General features: G+C 65.3%; 17 protein-coding genes and 2 pseudogenes. 13 read left to right on the top strand and 6 right to left on the bottom strand.

Annotated features, from left to right (window positions below):
* Window positions 1–39 precede the first annotated feature (39 nt).
* Window positions 40–732 (top strand): GntR family transcriptional regulator, encoded by a 693-nt coding sequence (locus tag FOE78_RS02950; RefSeq protein WP_143984993.1) that lies wholly within the window; start codon window positions 40–42, stop codon window positions 730–732.
* A gap of 14 nt (window positions 733–746) precedes the next feature.
* Here the strand turns inward: FOE78_RS02950 and FOE78_RS02945 are convergent, their stop codons facing one another.
* The 3 genes from FOE78_RS02945 to FOE78_RS02935 all read right to left on the bottom strand — a co-directional run bounded on the left by FOE78_RS02945 (window position 747) and on the right by FOE78_RS02935 (window position 4,329).
* A complete protein-coding gene (locus FOE78_RS02945) occupies window positions 747–1,844 on the bottom strand; it encodes a L,D-transpeptidase (protein WP_228266016.1) in 1,098 nt (365 codons plus the stop codon).
* Window positions 1,845–1,985: 141 nt separating this feature from the next.
* The gene (locus tag FOE78_RS02940; RefSeq protein ID WP_143984992.1) at window positions 1,986–3,569 is read right to left on the bottom strand and encodes a hypothetical protein; all 1,584 of its coding nucleotides are present in this window, start codon (window positions 3,567–3,569) and stop codon (window positions 1,986–1,988) included.
* A gap of 154 nt (window positions 3,570–3,723) precedes the next feature.
* Entirely contained in the window at window positions 3,724–4,329 is a 606-nt protein-coding gene (locus tag FOE78_RS02935) for a nucleoside deaminase (RefSeq protein ID WP_210414773.1), read from the bottom strand.
* A gap of 671 nt (window positions 4,330–5,000) precedes the next feature.
* Here FOE78_RS02935 and FOE78_RS02930 point away from each other — a divergent pair.
* The 9 genes from FOE78_RS02930 to FOE78_RS02895 all read left to right on the top strand — a co-directional run bounded on the left by FOE78_RS02930 (window position 5,001) and on the right by FOE78_RS02895 (window position 13,980).
* Complete coding sequence (locus FOE78_RS02930; protein ID WP_143984990.1) at window positions 5,001–5,228, top strand: hypothetical protein; 228 nt, start codon at window positions 5,001–5,003, stop codon at window positions 5,226–5,228.
* 25 nt (window positions 5,229–5,253) lie between these two features.
* Complete coding sequence (locus tag FOE78_RS02925) at window positions 5,254–5,700, top strand: hypothetical protein (protein ID WP_143984989.1); 447 nt, start codon at window positions 5,254–5,256, stop codon at window positions 5,698–5,700.
* Window positions 5,697–8,495 (top strand): ATP-binding protein, encoded by a 2,799-nt coding sequence (locus tag FOE78_RS02920; RefSeq protein WP_143984988.1) that lies wholly within the window; start codon window positions 5,697–5,699, stop codon window positions 8,493–8,495. Before FOE78_RS02925 ends, FOE78_RS02920 begins: the two co-directional genes overlap by 4 nt.
* 431 nt (window positions 8,496–8,926) lie before the next feature.
* A complete protein-coding gene (locus tag FOE78_RS02915; protein ID WP_143984987.1) occupies window positions 8,927–10,549 on the top strand; it encodes a hypothetical protein in 1,623 nt (540 codons plus the stop codon).
* A gap of 61 nt (window positions 10,550–10,610) precedes the next feature.
* The gene (locus FOE78_RS02910) at window positions 10,611–11,108 is read left to right on the top strand and encodes a hypothetical protein (RefSeq protein ID WP_143984986.1); all 498 of its coding nucleotides are present in this window, start codon (window positions 10,611–10,613) and stop codon (window positions 11,106–11,108) included.
* 25 nt (window positions 11,109–11,133) lie between these two features.
* Window positions 11,134–11,262 carry a hypothetical protein gene (locus FOE78_RS24380; protein WP_266095003.1) on the top strand — a complete coding sequence of 43 codons (129 nt, stop codon included), beginning with the start codon at window positions 11,134–11,136 and terminating at the stop codon, window positions 11,260–11,262.
* A gap of 159 nt (window positions 11,263–11,421) precedes the next feature.
* Entirely contained in the window at window positions 11,422–12,639 is a 1,218-nt protein-coding gene (locus FOE78_RS02905) for a M23 family metallopeptidase (RefSeq protein WP_143984985.1), read from the top strand.
* Window positions 12,636–13,013: a hypothetical protein gene (locus tag FOE78_RS02900; RefSeq protein WP_143984984.1), complete on the top strand. Its 378-nt coding sequence runs from the start codon at window positions 12,636–12,638 to the stop codon at window positions 13,011–13,013. The genes FOE78_RS02905 and FOE78_RS02900 overlap by 4 nt, the downstream gene beginning before the upstream one ends.
* A 130-nt stretch (window positions 13,014–13,143) precedes the next feature.
* Window positions 13,144–13,980, top strand: a complete 837-nt coding sequence (locus FOE78_RS02895) for a TIGR04255 family protein (RefSeq protein WP_168207351.1) — start codon at window positions 13,144–13,146, stop codon at window positions 13,978–13,980.
* A 953-nt stretch (window positions 13,981–14,933) separates the two neighbouring features.
* Here FOE78_RS02895 and FOE78_RS02890 read toward each other — a convergent pair.
* Window positions 14,934–15,584, bottom strand: a pseudogene (locus FOE78_RS02890) (ISL3 family transposase); the annotation flags it as partial.
* Between the two features lie 147 nt (window positions 15,585–15,731).
* On the opposite strand from FOE78_RS02890, the gene istA reads away from it, so the two are divergent.
* The 3 genes from istA to istB are packed head-to-tail and all read left to right on the top strand — an operon-like array spanning window position 15,732 to window position 18,393.
* Complete coding sequence (gene istA, locus FOE78_RS02885) at window positions 15,732–17,150, top strand: IS21 family transposase (RefSeq protein WP_210414671.1); 1,419 nt, start codon at window positions 15,732–15,734, stop codon at window positions 17,148–17,150.
* Window positions 17,151–17,152: 2 nt separating this feature from the next.
* Complete coding sequence (locus tag FOE78_RS02880; protein WP_143984780.1) at window positions 17,153–17,626, top strand: hypothetical protein; 474 nt, start codon at window positions 17,153–17,155, stop codon at window positions 17,624–17,626.
* Window positions 17,623–18,393, top strand: coding sequence for an IS21-like element helper ATPase IstB (gene istB, locus FOE78_RS02875; protein ID WP_143984779.1), 771 nt, complete (start codon window positions 17,623–17,625; stop codon window positions 18,391–18,393). Before FOE78_RS02880 ends, istB begins: the two co-directional genes overlap by 4 nt.
* Before the next feature lie 65 nt (window positions 18,394–18,458).
* Here istB and FOE78_RS02870 read toward each other — a convergent pair.
* Window positions 18,459–19,118, bottom strand: a pseudogene (locus FOE78_RS02870) (ISL3 family transposase); the annotation flags it as partial.
* 509 nt (window positions 19,119–19,627) lie between these two features.
* Entirely contained in the window at window positions 19,628–20,032 is a 405-nt protein-coding gene (locus tag FOE78_RS02865; protein ID WP_143984982.1) for a hypothetical protein, read from the bottom strand.
* Window positions 20,033–20,055: the final 23 nt, after the last annotated feature.

Here is a 20,055-nt window from a genome sequence, read left to right as displayed (position 1 = left end):
GCCCTCGATGTTGTTTGTTCGCCCGACTGGAGGATCACCATGGCCGACACGGTCAGTACCGGCATCGGCGGAGTCCGCGCGGCGACGACCGCCGCGAGCAAATCCCAGCAGGCGTACGAGTGGATCCGTGAACGCATCGTCGGTCATCGCTTCACACCCGGCTATCGGCTGGTGCTCAGCCAGATCGCGGCTCAGCTCGGTGTCAGCACGGTGCCGGTCCGGGAGGCGATCCGCCGGCTCGAGGCAGAGGGCCTGGTCAGCTTCGAGACGAACGTCGGCGCCCAGGTCGCGCTGGTCGACGAGGACGAATACGTGGCCACCATGCAGACGCTCGCCGTGGTCGAGGGAGCGGCCACCGGGTTCGCCGCGCCGCTGCTGGACGGCGACGCGCTGGCGAAGGCTCGGGCGGTGAACGACAGGCTCCGCAGCTCCCTTGATCATTTCGACCCGCACCGCTTCACCCAGCTGAACGAGGACTTCCACGCCGTGCTCTTCGAGCCGTGCCCCAACCCGGACCTGGTCGACCTGGTGCATCGCGGCTGGGGACGGTTGCGAATGCTCCGCGATTCGACCTTCAGCTTTGTGCCCGGCCGGGCCAAGGAGTCGGTGGCCGAGCATGATCAAATTCTCGACTTGATCGCCCGGCGTGCCGATCCGGTGGAGATCGAACTCACCTCGCGTCGGCACCGGTTGGCTACCGTCGAGGCGCTGCTCGCCGCCCAGCACGCCTGACCGCGCCCAGCTGATCAGCTCTGGTTTGTGGTGACCGCGCCCAGTCCACTGTCGTGTTGCCACTGGCTCCAGGACAGGTTGTAGGCGGCGTAGCCGTTGTCGGCCGACGCCTTGCCGCGGCCCGAGCCGGTGATGGTCACCGGGTCACCGACCGAGATGTGCCGGAAGTACCACTTCGCGTCATCCCAGGACAGGTGTACGCAGCCGTGCGAGCCGTTGCCGTGGCCCGGTTGCGGGTCGGCGTCGGAGTAGTGCACGAAGGTGCCCGAGTAGGTGAGCCGAACGGCCCACGGATACCAACCGTCGTAATAGTTCGGATTGTGCTTGTTGCAGGTGATGCCGGCACTGCAGGAGGTCATGTGCTGATTGCGTACGGTGCCGACGACCGCCATCGTCCCTTCCCAGGAAGGGAATTCCGGGCTGCCGGCATCGCTGGGCATGGTCTTGATCAACTTCCCGTCCCGGTAGACCTTGGTGGTGTGATGCGGCACCGAGATCTTGGTCTCGAAGTCCCCGCCGATGGTGAAGTGGCGGACGTAGGCGTGGGTGCCGTAGCGTCCGTAGCCGTCACCGACCTGATCGAATTCGGCCCGCAGGGTGACCTCGTCGCCGCTCGGCCAGTATTCCTTCGGCCGGAACTCGACCTGCCGATCGCCGAACCAGTGCCAGGCGCCGGTCACCGGAATCGACGTGGTGACCTTGGCGGCTCGCTCGATGTCTGCCCGGGCCGACTTCTTCACCGGGGTAGAGAAGATGATCACGATCGGCATCGCCACCCCGACCGTGCTCTTGTCGGTGGGCACGATCGAGTCCAGCAGCATCGGCGGCCCGGACGGCTGCTTCTTGCTCGGCGTCGTTTCCGGGCTGGTCTTCTTGCTCGGATCGCTACCGGCGGTCTGATCGGAGCCCGGATCGGTCGAGGTCGACGCGGTCCCCGTACTGGTCGGATCCGTCGTGGTTGGATTCTGGCCACTGGTCGTGCCGGCCGAAGTCGGCGACGTCCCGGCCGTGGAGACGTGGCCGGGCTGTTGCCCACAGCCGGTGATCATCAGCACTACGGCCGCGAAGATCGCGGCCGTGCCCGCGCCGAACCGGCAGCGTCTCGACGACATGGTCCTCCATCCACCCGATGATTGCTCGATCAAACTAATCGAGCGACGGACCAAACCGATCGCAATCCGATCGCGGCGAGGTCAAGATCAGGCAACAGTCGCCGGATGCGGCTCAGGAAGGGTCAAGACTCGCGACCAAGATCAGCCTGCGCCGCACTGCTCGGCCCTGCCGGGCAGGTGTTCGGGGACGACCAGCCGGAGTCGATGCTGGCGCGCCAGCAGCTTCCAACCGCCGATGATGTGGATCGCTGCGTGCTTTCCGTGCCCGGGCGGATAGCGCCAGAGCAGGCTGGCCGAGGCGCTCCGCAGGTAGTCCAGCGCGATCTTCTCCGAATGCGTCAGGCAGCCGTCCGAGGTTGCCTTCAACTTCGTCCAGTGGCTGGTCGCGCCGAGATCGGCGATCATCGGACAGCCGCGTTCAAGATCACGAGTGACGACGTTCAGTGAGATCGCCTGCGACGGTTGATCGTACGAGACGCAGCCCGGCATCCGGGCCACCTCTGCGGCAAGCCGGCCGGTCGCCACCGGCTGGTTCGCCTTCGCTCTGGCCATCGGCACGGCCATGATCACCAACGTGGCGGCGATGCCAACGGCAACGACGGTCGTTCCGGCCACCCGCAGGATCGTCAACGGTATGCGTCGTGCCAGGCCGAGCAACTCCCCGGTGGCTACTCCGATCAAGATCCCCAACGGCACGGCGACGAAGGATCCGTAGTGTACGAAGACCGGCGGCGAGATGATCAACACCGCAAGCATGGTCTGGTAGAGCAGGGAGATCATCCGCGCCCCCGGCCGCCGCCAGGACAGCAGGATGATGATCAACACCATCAGCCCGACCAAGATCAAACCCTCTGGCCGCTGCGATCCGTGCAGCAGCCGGGTGGTGCCGGTGATGTCGGTCAGTCTGGGCAGCCACAAGTTGTGCCGTGGTCGGTTGAGTTGATCACTGATCACGTCCCGCCACATCTGCCGCGGGGCGGTCAGGAAGAAGGGCAGGCACACCGCCGCCAGTGCGGCCGCGACACCGATCAGGAACCAGCCGAGCTGCCGCCGTCGTGGCCCGAACGCGAGCCAGACCGCCAGCACCAGGAGCGGCGCGGCCCACCAGATCTTCACGCTCCAGGCCAAGCCCATGGCAGCCCCTGCGGCGAGGGCAGCGACCTGCGCCGATCTTCGTGTACGACGCTCCGGGCCGAAGGGTCGAAGCAGCAGCAAGGCGATGATCAGCAGGAAATTCTGCGGACCCTCCAGATCGGTCAGCCGCTCGACCATGGCCGCCGGCCACAGCAGCGCGTAGAACAGCCCGGCCACCACGGCGCCGGCCCGGCTGAGCCGCCAGACCAACAACACGATGCCGACCGCGGTCAGCCCGCCCATCACGTTCCAGGCCAGCCGGCCCGCAGCAACCCCGTTGGCGTCACCGACCCACCGACTCAGTTCGGCGAAGGGCGACAGCGCGACCACGATGCCGGGCGGGTGCACGAGCAGGAAGTCGCGATAGGGCCAGCGGCCGTGCACCCAGCCGAGCGAGGCGGCGAAGTAGACCGAGTCGTCGTACGAGCCGTAGCCGCTCAACCCGCCGCCGCGCAGCATCGGGACCAGTCTGGCCGCGACGGTCACCACGAAGATCGCCGCGGCGGTCGCCGGCAGTCCGAGGCCGCGCCGTGCGCGAGGGGGCGATTCGAGACGCGGCACCGATCCCGGTGCGGACGCCGTTGCAGACACCGTTGCTCCCCCTGCCGTTGCGAGCTGCCGTTGCGAGCCGACAGTGCTGAGCGTTCACGAGCGGCCGGGAATGCGGTAACGACGATCGACCTTCTCTCAAACGCCCCTCAGAGGCCGGCTCAGGTTCGCACCAGCAACCGGAGCGCCGAGGCCGTCAACCGTTGTAGAGAGTGGCGCTGCCCTCGGCCACTCGGGCCCGGAAGTCCTGCAGCACAACGAGCGCCTCGGCCGCCGATCTCCCTGCGTGCACAGCGATCCCGCGGCTCTCGAGCTGCTCCCGCCAGTCCGGCGGAACCGGCCCTTCGTCGAAGCCGGTGATGCGTTCGACGTCCGCCCCCGAGGCGGCGAACTCCAGTTCGCCGATGCCGGACCAGATCAACGCGCCGAGGCACATGGCGCACGGTTGGGCGTTGATCACCAGGCTGTGAGCTCGCGCCGGATCTGCGCCGAGATTCCAGGAACCGATATGAGCCTGGGCCAGGCTCAGTGCGATCATCTCGGCGTGGGCCAGAGCAAGATCAACTTCCGGCACCAGATTCACCGCGGCCGAGAGCAGCTTGCCGCTGTCCCGCTCGACCACCAAGGCTGCGAACGGACCGCCCGTCCCCTCGGCAATATTCCGGCCGGCCAGCTCGTTCACGATCCGGATCCGGTCGTCGCGATCAGCGATGTGGCCCGGCAGCCTCGCCAACTCCGTACGCAGCCAACCCGGCAGCCGGATGCTGAATTCGGTGACGAGTTGGCTGTCGTGGTTATTCACGGGATGCTCCAGGTCGGCAGACGACCAGTCTGCAGCTGTGCGCGGCGCTCCCACCGTAGAGCAGCAGAGAGTCGTAAGTGCGGGAAAGACGCCGCAGGCGGAGTTCGGCGCGCCCGGAGGGATTCGAACCCCCAACCTTCTGATCCGTAGGTCTCGTTCAGCCGTTTGTCGTGGATCCAACCGGACATTTGCGTACTTGCTCGTGAGGGACATTGTCCCGGGCGATCCGGTCTCGTGTCATGAAGGTTGGTCGGGCTGGCTCCCAGATCGGCTCCCGAAGCCCGAGCCCGTTCTCCTCTCGTACGGGGCCTTACGACCACCGGGTGAAGTGCCGCTGACAGTCCGGAATCGCCGGTGTGTCGCAGCTGAGTCCCGGCTGAGATCGGTGGAAGCGTCGGGAGCAACGTTTCGGACGTTCCTTTCACCCGGAGGCGTGCGTGAGCTCCCACCCGGCTGTGGCGGTTGCCCGGTCCGTGGGTGGCGTGCGCTTCTTCGAGGTGCTCGGTCGTCATCGTGTGGCATCCGATTCGGGGGCAGTTGGCGGGTGCCTTGTGGCCGCGCTCGTTCTGGGCCGTGGGCGATTTCTCCCTTGGTTCGACGCGCTTTGTCTGGCGTGTCCGTCGTATGCCAGTTGGCTACGGCTCCCTTCTCTCCCCTGGAGGTAGTTCGTCATGTTTGATGAGGGCAAGATCCAGACCCTGCTGTTGGCGGTGTTCGGCTTGGTCGTGATCGCGGTCGGTATCGCAATCGCGGCTGGTGCGAAGCGGGCTCAGTATTCGGAGACTGCCCGGGTCGGGTTCAACACGATGGTGTCGATCGTGATCGTGGCGATCGGCCTGGGCGCTGTCGGGGTGGCCGCGTTCGGCGGCAAGGTCCTGAACGCGCTGGGCATCAGCTGATCTGCGGTGATCGACCATGCCGGAGTTGCGTACTGATGACGGTCCGCGGAAACTGCGGGCGGTCTGGCTGGGCCCGAAGGGTGCGACGTTGCCGTTTGAGTGGACCTATGTCCAGTGGGCGGTGACGTTGTTGATGATCCCGGTCGGCGTCCTGTTGGTCACCGGGATCGTCGCCGCCGGCGGCCTGCTGGTGTTGGGGCATCCGCCGTGGTTCACCTGGTGGTTCGGCCTGATCTACGGCGGCCCGGCCGGGGTGTGGGTGGCGGTGCGGCTGATGCGCGGGGTGAGTTTCGATGAACCGTTGCGGTTCAAGATCACCACCCTGCGCCAGGAGTGGGGCCACGGCTCCCGGATGCCAGCCGAGAAGTCCACCCGGTGGCAGATGCCGTGGCCGAGGGTGGGCGAGTTGCACCCGAACACCGATGCGCTGCTCGACGGCGCCTGGCCGGAATCGGATGAGGAGCAGAGATGATCTTCAAACGTCGCGTTGTTGAGCAAGATCAACAACAGCAGGATGAGCGGCCGGCCAGCGGGGCCCGTGAGGTGCATCCGGGCCGGGCCACGCAGGGCTGGCTACATCGCCAGCTGATGGCCCGCCGGGAGGTGACGTTCCCGTTGGCGACACGGGAAATCGCCGGACCGCTGCAGTTCACGCGCGGCGGCGTGTTCGTCTGGTTCATGTTGGAAGGGCAGGCGTGGGACTTCCGCACCCTGGACGAACGGCGCCGCCTGTGGGATCAACAAGCCTTCCGGTACGGCCAGTTGGCGGCTTCGCGTCCGGAGGGTCGGCCGATCCGGCTCAGGTTGTCGACCCGGCCGTATCCGTCGTTTGAGTATGCCCGCAGCTTGGATGAGCAGACCCCGGATCCGTTGCCGCAGGTCGAGGGCGGCGAATCGTGGGACGACTACCTCGGGCATGCGCAACGCCGGCTGCAATCGACCGGCCTGGACCAGAAGGTCACCGCGCTGGGGGTGTGGGTGGCGCCGACGCCGAAGCTGGTGGTGCGGGAGGAGCTGGTGGAGGGTGCGCCGTCGCCGTCGCGGGAAGCCATGGGGATCATCGAGCAGATTCTGCAGATCGAGAAGATCGTCTCCGGCCCCGGTTTCGACGGCCGCCGCGCCACCGGCCGAGAAATGGCGTTCCTGATGCACCGCTCCCTGTCGATGGGCATCCCGGCACCGGTCCACGCCGGTGTGGGTGGTGAACGCTGGGATGTCGGGGATCTGGCCGAGTTCACTGAACGCCGGGCCTGGCTGTGTGAGCCGTACGGGTCGTCGGTGCAGGTGATCTCCGAGATCCGTGGTGCTCAAGTCGCGCGGTCGGCGGCGGTGTTGACGATGGGGGTGATGCCGGATCGGACCTGGCCCGACGACGGGAAGGATCCTTGGATGGTCGCCTCGAACCGCCTCGGCTTCCCGGTCGAGTGGTCACTGTCGGGCACTCTCCTGTCGGCGAAGACTTTGTCGAAGGCGATCGAGTTCGAACAAAACCGTGCCTCCGGCATCGCCGCCCACTACGACGAACATCGGATGGCGCCGCCTCCGTCGGTGGGTCGGGCGATCCGGGCCGCGGCCGGGAACCTGGACGAGGTCACCGAGGGCGACTCCCGAACCGCCGCACGCTTCCTCGGGACGGTCCGGCTTGCCGTGTACGGGGCCAGCGAGGATGAGGCGTTGAAACGGGCCCGCGACGTGGTCGATCTGTATGGGGAGCGGTTGAACATGCCGCTGCATCATGCCCGCGGCCAGGCCCGCGCCCTGCGCGAATTCATCCCCGGCGAACCAAGAGCCGCCCACGGCTACGAACGCCGGATGCCGGTCCGCTATCTCGCCTCCGCGTTGCCGAACGTCGACAGCGCCCTCGGCACCCCGACCGGCCCGTATCTGGGGTACGGGATCGGCTCGGCCAGACGGGCATCCCGGTTCGACATGCACTACGGCCCGGAGGTGCTGCAAACACCCGGTCTGTTCCCGATCGTCGCTGAGCCGGGCGGCGGAAAGAGTGTGCTGATCGGCACCCTGGCCTACAACGCCGTTCGGGCAGGGCAGCCGACGATCATCTTCGACCCGTCTGGACCGCTCGCCCGGTTGTGTGAGTTGCCGGAGTTGGCGCCGTTCTCGCGGGTGCTGGATCTGACCGCCTCCCGGGCGGGGACGTTGTCGCCGTATCAGCTGGTGCCCGAACCGAGCCGCGACGCCTTCACCAACGATGCCGGCGGGCTGAATGAGGTCGAGTTCGAACGGGCGGTCCGGCGGGCGGTGGCCGAGCGGCAGCAGTTGATGTTCGACGTGCTGCGGATGTGGCTCCCGTCCTCGACCCTGCGCCATCCGGGCACCGATGTGATGCTGCGCGATGCGCTGCGCAAGGTGGCCGAACGGGTGAAGAAACGCGGACTGCGCGACACCCGGACCAATCCGCGCTGGATCATCGAAGAACTCGAGCAGCTCGCCGACACCGCCAATGAGGCGTCGAAGGACCTGGCCCACCAGTTGGTGGAGGAACTCCGCGCGGCCTCGGAGTTCCCGCTGGGTGAGTTGATCATGCCGCCCCACCGGGCCCCGATCGACGACGAACAAATCGAAGACAAAACCCTCGTCGTGGTCACCATGCCCGGCCTGGCGCCGCCACCGGAATCGGTGGAGCGGGAGTTCTGGGGATCGGAAGAGCGCTACACCCAACCCTTGTTGCATTTGGCGGCGTTCTTCGCCTCCAAGTTCATCTACGGCCGCCCGAGGGATGTCCGCAAGAACGTGTTCCTGGATGAGAACCATCTGATGGGCCAGTGGGGATCCGGACGGGCTTTCTTCGTGAGGTTGTCGCGGGATTCGCGGAAGTGGAACACCGCGATCGGCGCGGCCAGTCAGCACCCTGCCGATCATCTGTCGATCGGCCGGATGGACGCGCTGATGGGGTCGGCGTTCGTGGGCCGGTTGACGAAGGATGCGACCGCGGTCGAGGCGTGCAAGCTGATCCAGTGCCCGGAGGATTACGCCCCGGTCATCCAAGCCCTGTCCCCGAAGCCCCGTGAGGGTGAAACCACGGCCGAGACCGGCGAATTCGTCTGGCTGGACCCGCTCGGCCGGTTGGGCAAGATTCGGATCGATCTGGACTGGCATCCCGCGTTGCGGGCGGCGTTGCAGACGACACCTGGTCGAGTTCGTGGGATCGGTCCGGTGGAGCCGCAGCCGACTCCGTTCATCGACCCGGACCTGTTCGAGTACGTGCCCCACATCCCGATCGAGGACACCGTGGAGGTGGCGGCATGAGGGCGGCACTTGCCACTCACGCTGGCCGGCATCGCTGGATTGTCCGGATCACCGTGTTGTTGATCTTGGCGGCTGCGGTGCTGACAGTCGAAACTCGGCCGGCGGCGGCGGATATTTGTAAGGATGCGCCGGCGCCGATCGAGCCCAAGTCGGGGCTGCCGGGATTGTTGACCAGCAGGCCGAAGGACATCCCGGATCAGGCGCCGGATCCGTTTGCCGACACGTCGGTGCCGATCGGGGACGTGTACGGCTACAACTGGCAATGGGCCAACTACGACCTGGGCTGCGGAAACGACTTCCTCCGCGACCCGGTCGCGGTCACCAACACCAAATCCGGCAACGTCGTCCTCTCCTTCGTCGGCATGGTCCCGGCCGGGGTCGCCTCGTTGGAGCAGATGGCCCGTACCTCGTCGCTGGCCTGGCTCACCACCGTGATCACCGGCATCGCCGACAAACTCCGCACCCCCGTCCTGGCCGTCTGGCTGCCGCTGGCCCTGCTCGGGGTCGGGGTGATCATCGGCGTTCGCGCGAAACGGGCCAGCTACTCCGACACCCTGCGCACCCTGATGATCGTCACCGGCGCGATCAGCCTGGCCGTGTTCGCCCTCGCCTACCCCACCATCGCCTCCAGAACCGCTGACAAGGCCGTCGTGACCGTGGCCGACGCCGCAGGCTCCCAGTTCCCACACTCCTCATCGGATGCGATCAACCGAGAAAGCGCCTATCGGACCTGGCTGGCCGGGAACTTCGGCGACCCCGACTCCCAAGTCGCCAAAGACCTCGGGCCACGGCTGATGGCGTCCACGCACTACTCCTGGTCCGACATCAAACGGATCCAGGCCGACCCCGATGCCAAAGACGACATCGACGATGCCAAAGCCGACGAATTCAAGAAGATCGCCAACGAACTCGAAGACCGCGACGAAGCCGCCTACGAAACCTTCACCGGCAGAGGTGAACGGACCGGACCCGCCCTGTTCGGGATGGTGCTCGCGCTGTGCATGTCGTTCTTCGTGATCGTGTCGATGATCATGGTCCTGGTCGCCCGGTTGATGATGCAAGGCCTCGCCCTGGCCGCACCGCTGGCCGCGGTCGTCGGGATCCTGCCCACCCACACGTTCGCCCTCGCGCGGGTGTGGGATCTGTTCACCGCCGCGCTGCTCGCGGTGGCCAAGTTCGTCATCGCCGGCGGTGTGATGACAATGGTGCTGGCGGCGATCGAAACCAATGACGATCTGGGCGGGGCGCCGAAACTGTTCTGGATCGTCGTGGCCACCATCGTCGGGATCGTGCTCACCCATCCGGTGCGCAGCTTCAAAACCATCGTCCCGGGCATGGACCCTAACCGCTCCTACATCCGCACCCTCGTCTCCGGCATCGCGAGCTACTTGGGAGCCCGCGCCGGCGCCGAAGACGGCCAACACGACGACGGCGAGGATGGATGCTCGACCCAGACGAAGAAGACGACCACGGTTCGACCCTCGCCCGATGCGCAGGAATCACTGCCCGCACTGCCCGCGCCGCAATGGCAGTCGGCCGACCAGACGGCCAGCATCCGGGTCGTGCAAAGCGAACCCACGCAACGATCCCAACCAAACGGGAGCCAAGACCCCGTCTGGCCCGGCGTCGTAGCCGGACCGCGGGCAGGCGAACTGCCAGCAGCGCCGTCACGCCCCACCGCAACGCGCATGCCCGTTCTCGCGATTGCCGCAGGCAGCTCGCCTGCGACTGACCACACCGAAGTCGTGAACACAACCTCACCCCAGGAAGAACCTGAAAGCGCCCGCAGCGACTCAGCGAGCGATGTCGGCACGACCGAGGCGTTCGGCGATCGACCTCGACCTGGGACCCCCGAGGGTGATGGCCAGCAGGTGGTCTATCCGACCGGTGTTCTCGTGGCCGACGACGAGGCTCCGCTGTACCGACGGTCCGAATCCGACGATGGTCGATCGCGGGAGACGTACATCCCGATGGGCGACCTCGAACTTGCCCAGGACGGCAGCGAACACGAACACGTCACCTACCACTCCGGAGCCGGTCATGCGACGCCGTGACCAGCTGACCTACGACCTCGGCGACCAACACCGCACCTCTCGTGCACGGGTGAGTCGGCCGATGATCCTGCTTCTGGCCGGCGTGCTCGCGATGGCGGCGCTGCTCACGGTGTGGATGCTGCACGCGAACAACCGCACCAGCTCGGCCGTCGACGACCCGGTGCCCGCGGCTTCGACACCGTCCGGGATTCGCTCGTCCGCAGTGCCCGGGTCTTCGACGCCGCCGGGATCAGACGACGCCAAAGCGACAAGTGCGCCTGCGGGATCCCAATCGGCGGCCTCAGATTTCGTCGCGGCCTGGCTCGAACCAGACACCGACGCGCGCAAGCAAGCGTTGCAGGGTACCGCGGTGCCTGGCTTGGCCGAGCAGCTGATGATGACGGCGAGGGAGAACGTTCCGGACGCTAAGCCGGCTGGTCCCCCGGTGCTGGAGCACGTCTCCACCTACAGCGCCGAATACACCCAACGGCTCACCGACGGCACGGCGATCCGCATCTACCTCGCGGCGGATCCGCAGGCCGAACACGGCTGGGTCGCCACCTCGGTCGAACAGGCCTAAGCCCGTGGATCCGATAACGGCCCAGATGGCCATCCAGATCGGCCTCACCCTCGCCCGCTCCAAGGCGGTGCGCTATCTGGTCGTCGGCTCGATCCTCGCGGCCATGCTCGCGGTGCTCTCGCTCACCTTCGGCCCCTGGATCCTGACCACCTAACTCGCCGCCAGCGTCAGCCACCACAACCAGCAGCAAACCACCGATGCCGGCACCTGCACCACCAGCAGCGAGACGAGCGATGACAACCACACATCGGCCTCGGCACTCACCGGCGAACAGGTCACGAACGCCCGAATCATCTGGACCGTCGCCCGCTCGATGTCCCTGCCCGGGCAGGCCGCGGTCATTGGAATCGCCACCGCGCTGCAAGAATCCTCGCTGAAGAACCTGCCCGGCGGCGACCGCGACTCCGTCGGGCTCTTCCAACAGCGCGCCGGCTGGGGCAGCTACACCGATCGGGCCGATCCCAAACAGTCGGCACGACTGTTCTTCCAAGCACTAAAGAAGACCCGCGGCTGGGAACTGATGTCGGTAACTGCTGCGGCGCAAGCCGTGCAACGCTCGGCCTTCCCAGACGCCTACACCAAATTCGAGAAGACTGCCGCCGGCCTGGTCGCCACGTTCCAATCCCATGCCGAACCCGGCACCGCTCAAGCCCAGATCATGGCTGGCTCGGCGATGTGCGGAACCGGGGCCGCCCAATCCTGCCCCACCACCGGCATGCCGGTCGAAGCCGGCCTCACCCCCGACGCACTACGCGTGCTGCGCTGCACAAAACAGCATTGGCCACAAGTCACCAGCCTCGGCGGCATCGGCGACCGCCCCAGCAACGTCGACCGCGACCACCAAGAAGGCCGCGCCATCGACGCCATGATCCCCAACTGCCACACCGACATCGGACGGAAGCTCGGCAAGACCGTCGCCGACTGGGCCGTCGCCAACCGCCAGCGGCTCGGCGTCAAGTACGTCATCTGGAACGCACACATCTGGAACGTCGCGCGTGCGAAAGAAGGCTGGCGAGCCTGCGCCGGCCCCAACGCCAGCTGCTACAGCGGACCCGACGACACCGCCGCCCACCGCGACCACGTCCACATCTCCGTCTACGGCAACCAAGCCGGCCAGACTTCGACCACGAACTCCGGTACGCCGGTGCTCCCGGTCGACCACTACACGATCAGCGCCACGTTCGGCCAATGCTCATCGCACTGGGCGAACTGTCACACCGGCCTCGACTTCGCTGCCGCCACCAGCACACCCATCCACGCCACCCTGAGCGGCATAGTGGTCTGGACCGGCTGGGGCGGCGCCTACGGAAACCTGACCAAGGTGCAGGACGCCGGCGGTGTGCAAACCTGGTACGCACACCAATCCGCCATCACAGTCAAAGAAGGCGACACCGTGACCGCAGGCCAAACCATCGGCCGGGTCGGCGCCACCGGTAACACCACCGGACCACATGTCCACCTCGAGATCCGAGTAGCAGGCACGCCGGTCGACCCCGACCAATGGCTCACCACGCGAGGAGTCAAACCATGACCGAACGGCCAAGCCGCTGGGAAGACCTCGCCTTCGACGAGAACGGCCGTCTCGTCGACGTCAACGGTCCCGTCGAGTTCGTCGAATTCGGACCGCCACCACCGATCACCTGGGCCAACGTCACGGACGTGCCCAACGTTTTCGGACGCCGCGCCGCCACCCGGAACTCCAACGGTCCCACCTTCGACCTCCGTATCGCCTCCGAAGTCTTCCAAGACGCCGGAGGCTGGTACGTCCACCTCATCGGAGAAGACCAATGGTGGGATTGGCTCAACCAACCCGCGGCGCGACGATCCGAGCGGCCGGGCAAAGCGGTGTGCTGGCCAGCTCGGTATGTCTGGCTGGAGGAGCGACCCGCTCGCCAGGGTCACTGAACCAGTCATGCCGTTGGCTTCAACGTCTCCGTAGACCGGGAAGCCCGATCCGAAACTTGAGGAAACACCCTTCCCACGGCCGGAGCCACGGTTGGCCCGGTCCAGTATGTTTGGAGGCGTGCCGGTCCCCATGACTGACGACGTCATCGTCACCTTCACGCAGCCACCAATCGTCGAGGTCGTAGCATCGGTGAGGTTCGGCGGCCTGTCCGACGTTGCTGCGTTGAGCCTTGGTGATTTCTGGCGCTCGACACTTAGGCCGGACTTCGAGGCAGTCAATGTCCAGCCTCCATTCGAAGCACCAGTTGAGAGTTTTGAGAGCAATTACAGACCTCCGGAATTTAGTTTCGGGATTGCGAGCGCTCCTCCCATGCCACGGTTGTGGTTCACAAGTAATTCGCGCGAAGAGTTGATTCAGGTTCAACATAATTGGTTCGCGGTAAATTGGCGAAGCGCCAGGCCCGATGGTTCAACTTCGACCTACGACCGATGGCCGGCTCGCCGCGAATCTTTCAGTCACCGATGGGCTCAGTTCCAAAATTGGGCGGGATCTATTGGTGAGGACCTTCGTCCGGACCAATGTGAGATTACCTACATTAATCACATTCGACCGATTGAAGGGGTTTGGGAAGATCACTCGTCGTGGGCGGGGGTCTTTTCGTGGATGGGTGCGCCGGAATTTCCCGGCGGCCAACTTGAGCAGAACACTTGGCAGGCCCAGTTCCGGCTGCCCCCGATTGACGACATCCCGCCATGGCGCTTGCACGTTTCGGTGCAGCCGGCTTTTGACCGTGCTCCGCCGAATGCATCGCCTCTTATTGTGCTCCAGATCACCGCACGGGGAGCGCCTGGTGAAATGAGCCATGATGCTGTTGTGAAGGCACTTGCTCGCGGTCGGTCGGCCGTTGTGCAATCATTTTTGTCGATGACGTCATTGAAGGCGAGGCAGTCGTGGGGGCAGCGATGAAAACCGACTATGTTGGAAGCCGGCCCGAGGCGGTTTGGTCCGCTGTGCCGCTCTCCGCCTTCTCGCCCCGCCTGCCGTCACAGCTAACGATTTCGGGCTCAGACGTCCTGGACTTTGATTATCGTCCTTTTGGGCATCGGTCCCCGGACTGGCTCCGGCTGGTGGCGGACGTGATCGTGCGAGAGATTGAAGTCGATGCGATGTACCCTCGCGCACAGGCAGGCTGGCAGCTCCTTCAAATCTTGAGCGATCCACTGTGGTCGTCGTCGCCTGCGCCATTTGTTAGCCCGTGCGGAGACCGCGGGTTCAGCGCCGAGTTCATTTCGGGCGGTGTCGAGGTCCATCTTGAGACTGATGGCACGAGGAAGCCCAGCGTGTATGTGTACGAGCCGACGGGATCGGAGTGGGAAGGGTCGTTAGACAGTGTGCCAGACGGCCTTGAAAAGTGGGCATGGAAGCTCACCCACCACTGACGGATCAGTGTGACTTGGTCTCAGGGCGATCCGCTGCGATCGCTAGTTGATGACACGGAAGCCATTCTGGACGATGACACCCTAATACGCGTCGTGCAGCCCATATTTCAGCAGAATGGTCGCCCGCAGAGCAACGCATTCCAGGACAGATCGGCTGCCGATGCTGCAACGTATGGATTCTCTGGTGCCTGCGCTTCGGTCGCGATTGAGCGGATTTGGCGCGACTTGAGCGGCAGTGTTGAGGATTTACTGAGTGGGTTCGCGCCCGGTTCATTGCTGTTTGCGCTGCCAGTTCGTGAGGTGCGCAACCTCACTCTCGGTGACGGAACCGCAATTCTGCATGGTGTTATGCCTGACCCGCTTGAGAATGCGCCTTGGCACGCCGTCATGTTTAGCATGAGTGGGAATCCCCGCACAAAGGGCGAGCGTGCTGCGTTGCGACGCCTGGCCAGAGACTTTGAGCCCTAGATATCTGGCTCTTCAGAATCGACGGTGTAGTTGGGGTCTGAATCCTCCGGCTTCGAGCAGGCTACGGGCGATGTAGTTGGTGAGGTTGCGGAATCCGAGGGCGGAGCCGCGGAGGTGTTCGAGGCGGCCGTTGATCGCTTCGGTAGGTCCGTTGGAGGTGTGGGGCCGGTCGAAGTAGGCGATCACGTCAGCAGCGCGGCGTTTCAGCGTTCGGCCGAGTTTGCCGATCTCGGCCAGCACGGCCGGGACCTTGCCGGAGGTTGCCGCCACGACTTGTTTCATGATCATCTTCCCGGTCGCGGGGTCTGGTGCCCGGTAGGCGGCGATCACCTTTTGGTAGACACCCCAGGTGACTTCGACCTGCACGTGGCCCTCGGCGGCGAACACGGCGACCAGTCGGTCGCGTTGCTTCTCGGTGAGGAGATCTTCGCCGGTGAGCAGGGTCCGGCGGGCGCTGTAGAGCGGATCGCCCTTGCGTCCGCGGTGGCCGAGGGTCTCCTGTTGGACCCGTTGCCGGCACTGCTCCAGCGCATCGCCGGCCAACCGCACGACATGGAAGGGATCCATCACCGTCACCGCCTCGGGTAGTTCCTCGGTGGCGGCGGTCTTGTAGCCGGTGAAACCGTCCATCCCGACCACCTCGATCTGGTCGCGCCAGGACTGTTGTCCGCGTACGACCTCACATGTCGTTCTCCGTACGACCTGACGTGTAGGTCGGTCTCGGCGAGTTGAGTCCCTGCTCGCCTTGAGTTGGGTCACCCTTCGGTTCGTCAACTGCCAAGTAGACGAGTCCGAAGGGTGACTTGCTCCATGATCCTGGATACGGAGTCCTGGATGAATGTCCGTCGTTTCCGCGCCTTGCATGTTGCCGGCGCGAGCTTTGCCGAGATCGCCCGTGAGTGCGGGGTGGATTGGCGCACGGTGAAGAGGTATCTGATCGAGGACGCTGCCTCGGTCCCACCGACACCACCGCCCCGGGCCGGGACGCAGCCGAGGGTGATCGCCCCGTTCATCGGGGTGGTCGAGGCCTGGCTGCGTGCCGATGTCGGGTTGAAGGGCACGGTGATCCATGAGCGGCTGGTGGCCGAGCACGGGTTCACCGGGTCGTATCAGCGGGTGAAGATGTTCCTGGCCGAGGCCCGGCCCCGGATCGCCGCCGAGCTGGCCCAGACCGATGAGAACCCGTTGATCGGGTTCCATCGCCGGTTCGAGGTCGTGCCGGGTGCGCAGGCCCAGGTCGATTGGGGCGATGAGGGTGATCTGCTGGCCCATGTCGGGATCGGCCATGTGTATTCGTTCCACATGACCTTGTCCCATTCCCGGGACCCGTTCTGCTGTTTCACCACCAGCATGGATTTGGCCACGTTCTTCGACTGCCATCGGCGCGCGTTCGCCCATTTCGGCGGGGTGCCGGGTGCGATCGTCTATGACCGGACCAAGACCGTGGTCAAACGCCATGTCGCGCCCGGGCTGGCGGTGCCGGTGCACCCGGAAGCGGCCGCGTTCGCCGATCATTACGGGTTCGTCATCGACGTTCTGGCCGCCTACCGACCCACCGGTAAGGGCCGGGTCGAACGCCAGGTCAACATCGTGCGTGAACACGTGGTCGCCGGCCGCTGGTTCGACTCGATCCAGGAGTTGGACGGCGCCTTCGATGCCTGGCTACCGATCCGACGTGGGCAGGTCCACCGCACCCACGGTCAGGTCATCGCCGTTCGCGCGATCGGCGATCGGGCCGCCCTGTTGCCGTTGCCGGACCGGCCATATCTGGTTTGCGATCGGTATCTGCGTCGAGTCGGTAAGGACGCCCTGGTCTCCTTTGAGGCCAGCTTCTACTCCGTGCCCGCCAGCCGGGTCCGGCCCGGTGGGCAGGTCGAGGTGGCCGTGAACGCCGACACCGTGACCATCAGCGCGCTCGCCGTTGATGGTGGCGGCTGGCTGGCGACCCACCAACGGGCCCGCCGACGGGGCTCGTGGATCGTCGATGAGACCCATTGGGCCGGGCTGCCCGACGGTCACACCCGGGCCATCTGTCTCGACCCTCCACCGGCACCACGCTCCAGAACCGGTCCGGCCGAGCCAAGTCCGTTGACCGCGCTGCTGGCCAGCCATCACGCCGCCGGCCAGCCGGTCGCTGTCCGGCCGCTGTCGGACTACCAGACCGCCGCCCAGACCAACCCCGCCGCCCAGACGAACCCCGCCGCCGGATCCCACACCGCCAGGAGCTGACCATGATCAACAACAGGAACAAGATCAACAACGACGAGAGCATGATCAACAACGACATGATCAACAGCACGAACAGCAGCAGCGGTAAGGTTTGCGGCCCACCCAACTCCGTGTCGTCGATCCAGGGTCTGCCCGGACACAGCCTGGACCCGAGCCCGACACCAGCAGCTGCCGGGGTGGAGCTGAGCCAGTACACCGCCGCCACGTTGGCCGAGCTGCTCGGCCTGTGTGAGGAATTCCTCCGCACCGCCGGCCCGGCCGTCCATGCCGAACTTCGCCGATACCTCACCGGCCAGACCCCACCGGCCGACCCGGGCTGGCTGATCGACATGCTCGGCTTCCACCAACTCCACCTGCACCAGCGGATCAAGGCCACAACCCCCAGCCCACGCGACAACTGGCACACCGACCCCGACCACGACCGGATCATCCCGGTCACCGCTGCCCAGGCCCGCACCGGGGTGGTGGCCCGGTGAACAGCCTGACCAGCGACCGGATCCGTGACCACGCCACCAAACTCGGACTGACCCACCTGACCGAATCGATCGGCCCACTGGTCGACCGCGCCGAGCAAGCCCAACTGGGCTACCTCGACTTCATCGACCTGCTCCTGGGAGAAGAAGTCGGCCTGCGCGAGGGCCGCAGGTTCCGCAACGCCCTACGCCTGTCCGGCCTGCCCCACCACAAAACCCTCGACGACTTCGACTTCGCCTTCCAACCCGACCTCGACGTCCGCAAGGTCCGCGACCTGGCCACCCTGGAGTTCGCCCGCACCAAATCCAATGTGGTCCTCCTCGGCCCACCCGGCGTCGGGAAAACCATGATCGCCGTCGCCCTCGCGGTCGCCGCCTGCCAAGCCGGGTTCTCCATCTACTTCACCACCCTGGACGACCTGGTCCGCAAACTCCGCGCCGCCGACACCACCGGCCGGTTCAACCGCCAACTCGCCACCTACCTCCGACCCGCGGTCCTGATCGTCGACGAAGTCGGCTACCTCCCCCTGGACCGGGCCGAAGCCAACATGGTCTTCCAACTCGTCTCCCGCCGCTACGAACGCGGCTCCATGATCATCACCTCGAACAAGGCCTTCACCGAATGGGGCAGCGTCCTGGGCGACGACGTCCTAGCCACCGCCATCCTCGACCGACTCCTACACCACTGCGACGTCATCAACATCAACGGACCCTCCTACCGACTCAAAGACCGCTTCAACCTCACCACCGGAGGAGAAACCATGCCATGATCACCATGCCGAGACCGACACGTCAGGTCGTACCCCATGCAACATGTGAGGTAGTACGCCGACAACTGTGGCCGATCGGCGAGCCAGCCCTTGAACACCTGCTTGGACCTGCCCTCGATCATGTCCAACAAGCGCGCGGGACCGGTCCGATCCCGCACCGGGGTGAGATCGATGATCACGGTGACGAACTTGTCCCCGCGACGGGTATGGCGCCAGGAGTGTTCGTCGACCCCGATCACCCGCACACCATCGAACCGGGCCGGATCGTTGATCAACACCCGTCGGCCCTCGGCCAGGATCGCGGCGTTGGCGGTGTTCCACGACACCCCGAGCCCTTCGGCGATGCGGGCCACGGTCAGGTGCTGACAGACGATGCCTTCCAAGGCCCACCGCAGACCACGCCGAGACAACTTGGCCCGCGGTTCGGCCGCGAGACTGGTGTCCTGTCGCCATACCTGTCCACAACCGGTGCAGTGATACCGACGGACCCTGACTTCCAGCGTGGTGGGTCGCCAACCCAACGGTTCGTGGGCCAGCCGCCGAACCACCGTGTCACGCGGGACGCCCTCGCAGCCGCAGTGATGACACCACTGATCGGGATCGCTGACTCGGCAGGCCAGTACCGCACGATCCGGCTCAAGTCGTTGACCAACGACAACGAGGCCGAGTTCGTCAAGCCGGCAGAAGGTAGTCAGATCAGGGCAGTCGAAGGTAGCGTCGGACACGTCGAGGTCTTCCCGATGGGCAGTGTGAGAACTTCCATCCTCGGAAGACCTCGGCACCTATCCCGGCACCGACGCGCCGACCTTCTCTACACCCTCAACTGCGAAGAGCCAGATATCTCCGCCTTGCTACACGCTGGAAAGATGGGACTCACGGCCCGGCGCCGCAGCGAGCGCAGCGAGCGAGGACGCGGGCCGGCGGCGCGAAGCGCCGCCTTGATCCAGTAGAGCCAAATTCAGCAAGGTTGGCAGACGGTCGAGGGGCGCATTGCTGAGCGCTCGAGCGGCAGCAACCGCTCAACATGCCTAGCGCGCAAGCGACTATTGCGGAGCCAGGCTCCACATTTGAGTTATCTTTCCCGGCGCAGGCCCCAAGCCGTGTGTCCGATATCGACAGTTTCGGATGCCTGCTGGGCCGGGACATGCCGAGTTTTGGAGTGTTGTGAAGTTGATCTTTCTATCCGAGTTGGGGCCCCGGCAGTTTTCGGCAGTGCGGACAAGTTCGACTGATTCTACTTTAGCGGGTAGGGCTCGTACTGGATCATTTCCCGCGGACCGCCGAGAATCAGTAGCGACTTCTGATACACGAATTTGTCATTGATCCGCGGGAATCGAATTACAGATTTCACAATTTCCGACCCCCGTCGCCACACCTCTTCCGTTATTGCACCTGCCAGCACCTCTACTGCGACGGAGGTTGCGATTTCTGCGCGTTCGCTGAGCGACACAACCCCCGTATACCCGTCATCCCAGCCGGCCAGTCCAATCGCCATCCCCAGCGACTCCTCTTCACCGTAACAGAAACTCATGGTGCAATTCCGATCGCCCCCGCGGACCCCGACGACATGCTCATCAGGGTTGACCGTGACCTGGCACACGTAGAGTTTCGCTAGTCGTTGGATTGCGTCGACGACCACGCCCTCAAATGGTTGTAAGACCA

Origin of the sequence: Microlunatus elymi (genome assembly GCF_007362775.1) — a bacterium.
Lineage (GTDB): Bacteria > Actinomycetota > Actinomycetes > Propionibacteriales > Propionibacteriaceae > Microlunatus > Microlunatus elymi.
The sequence above is the reverse complement of the archived record's forward strand: the minus strand, read 5'-3'. Positions and strand labels throughout refer to the sequence as shown.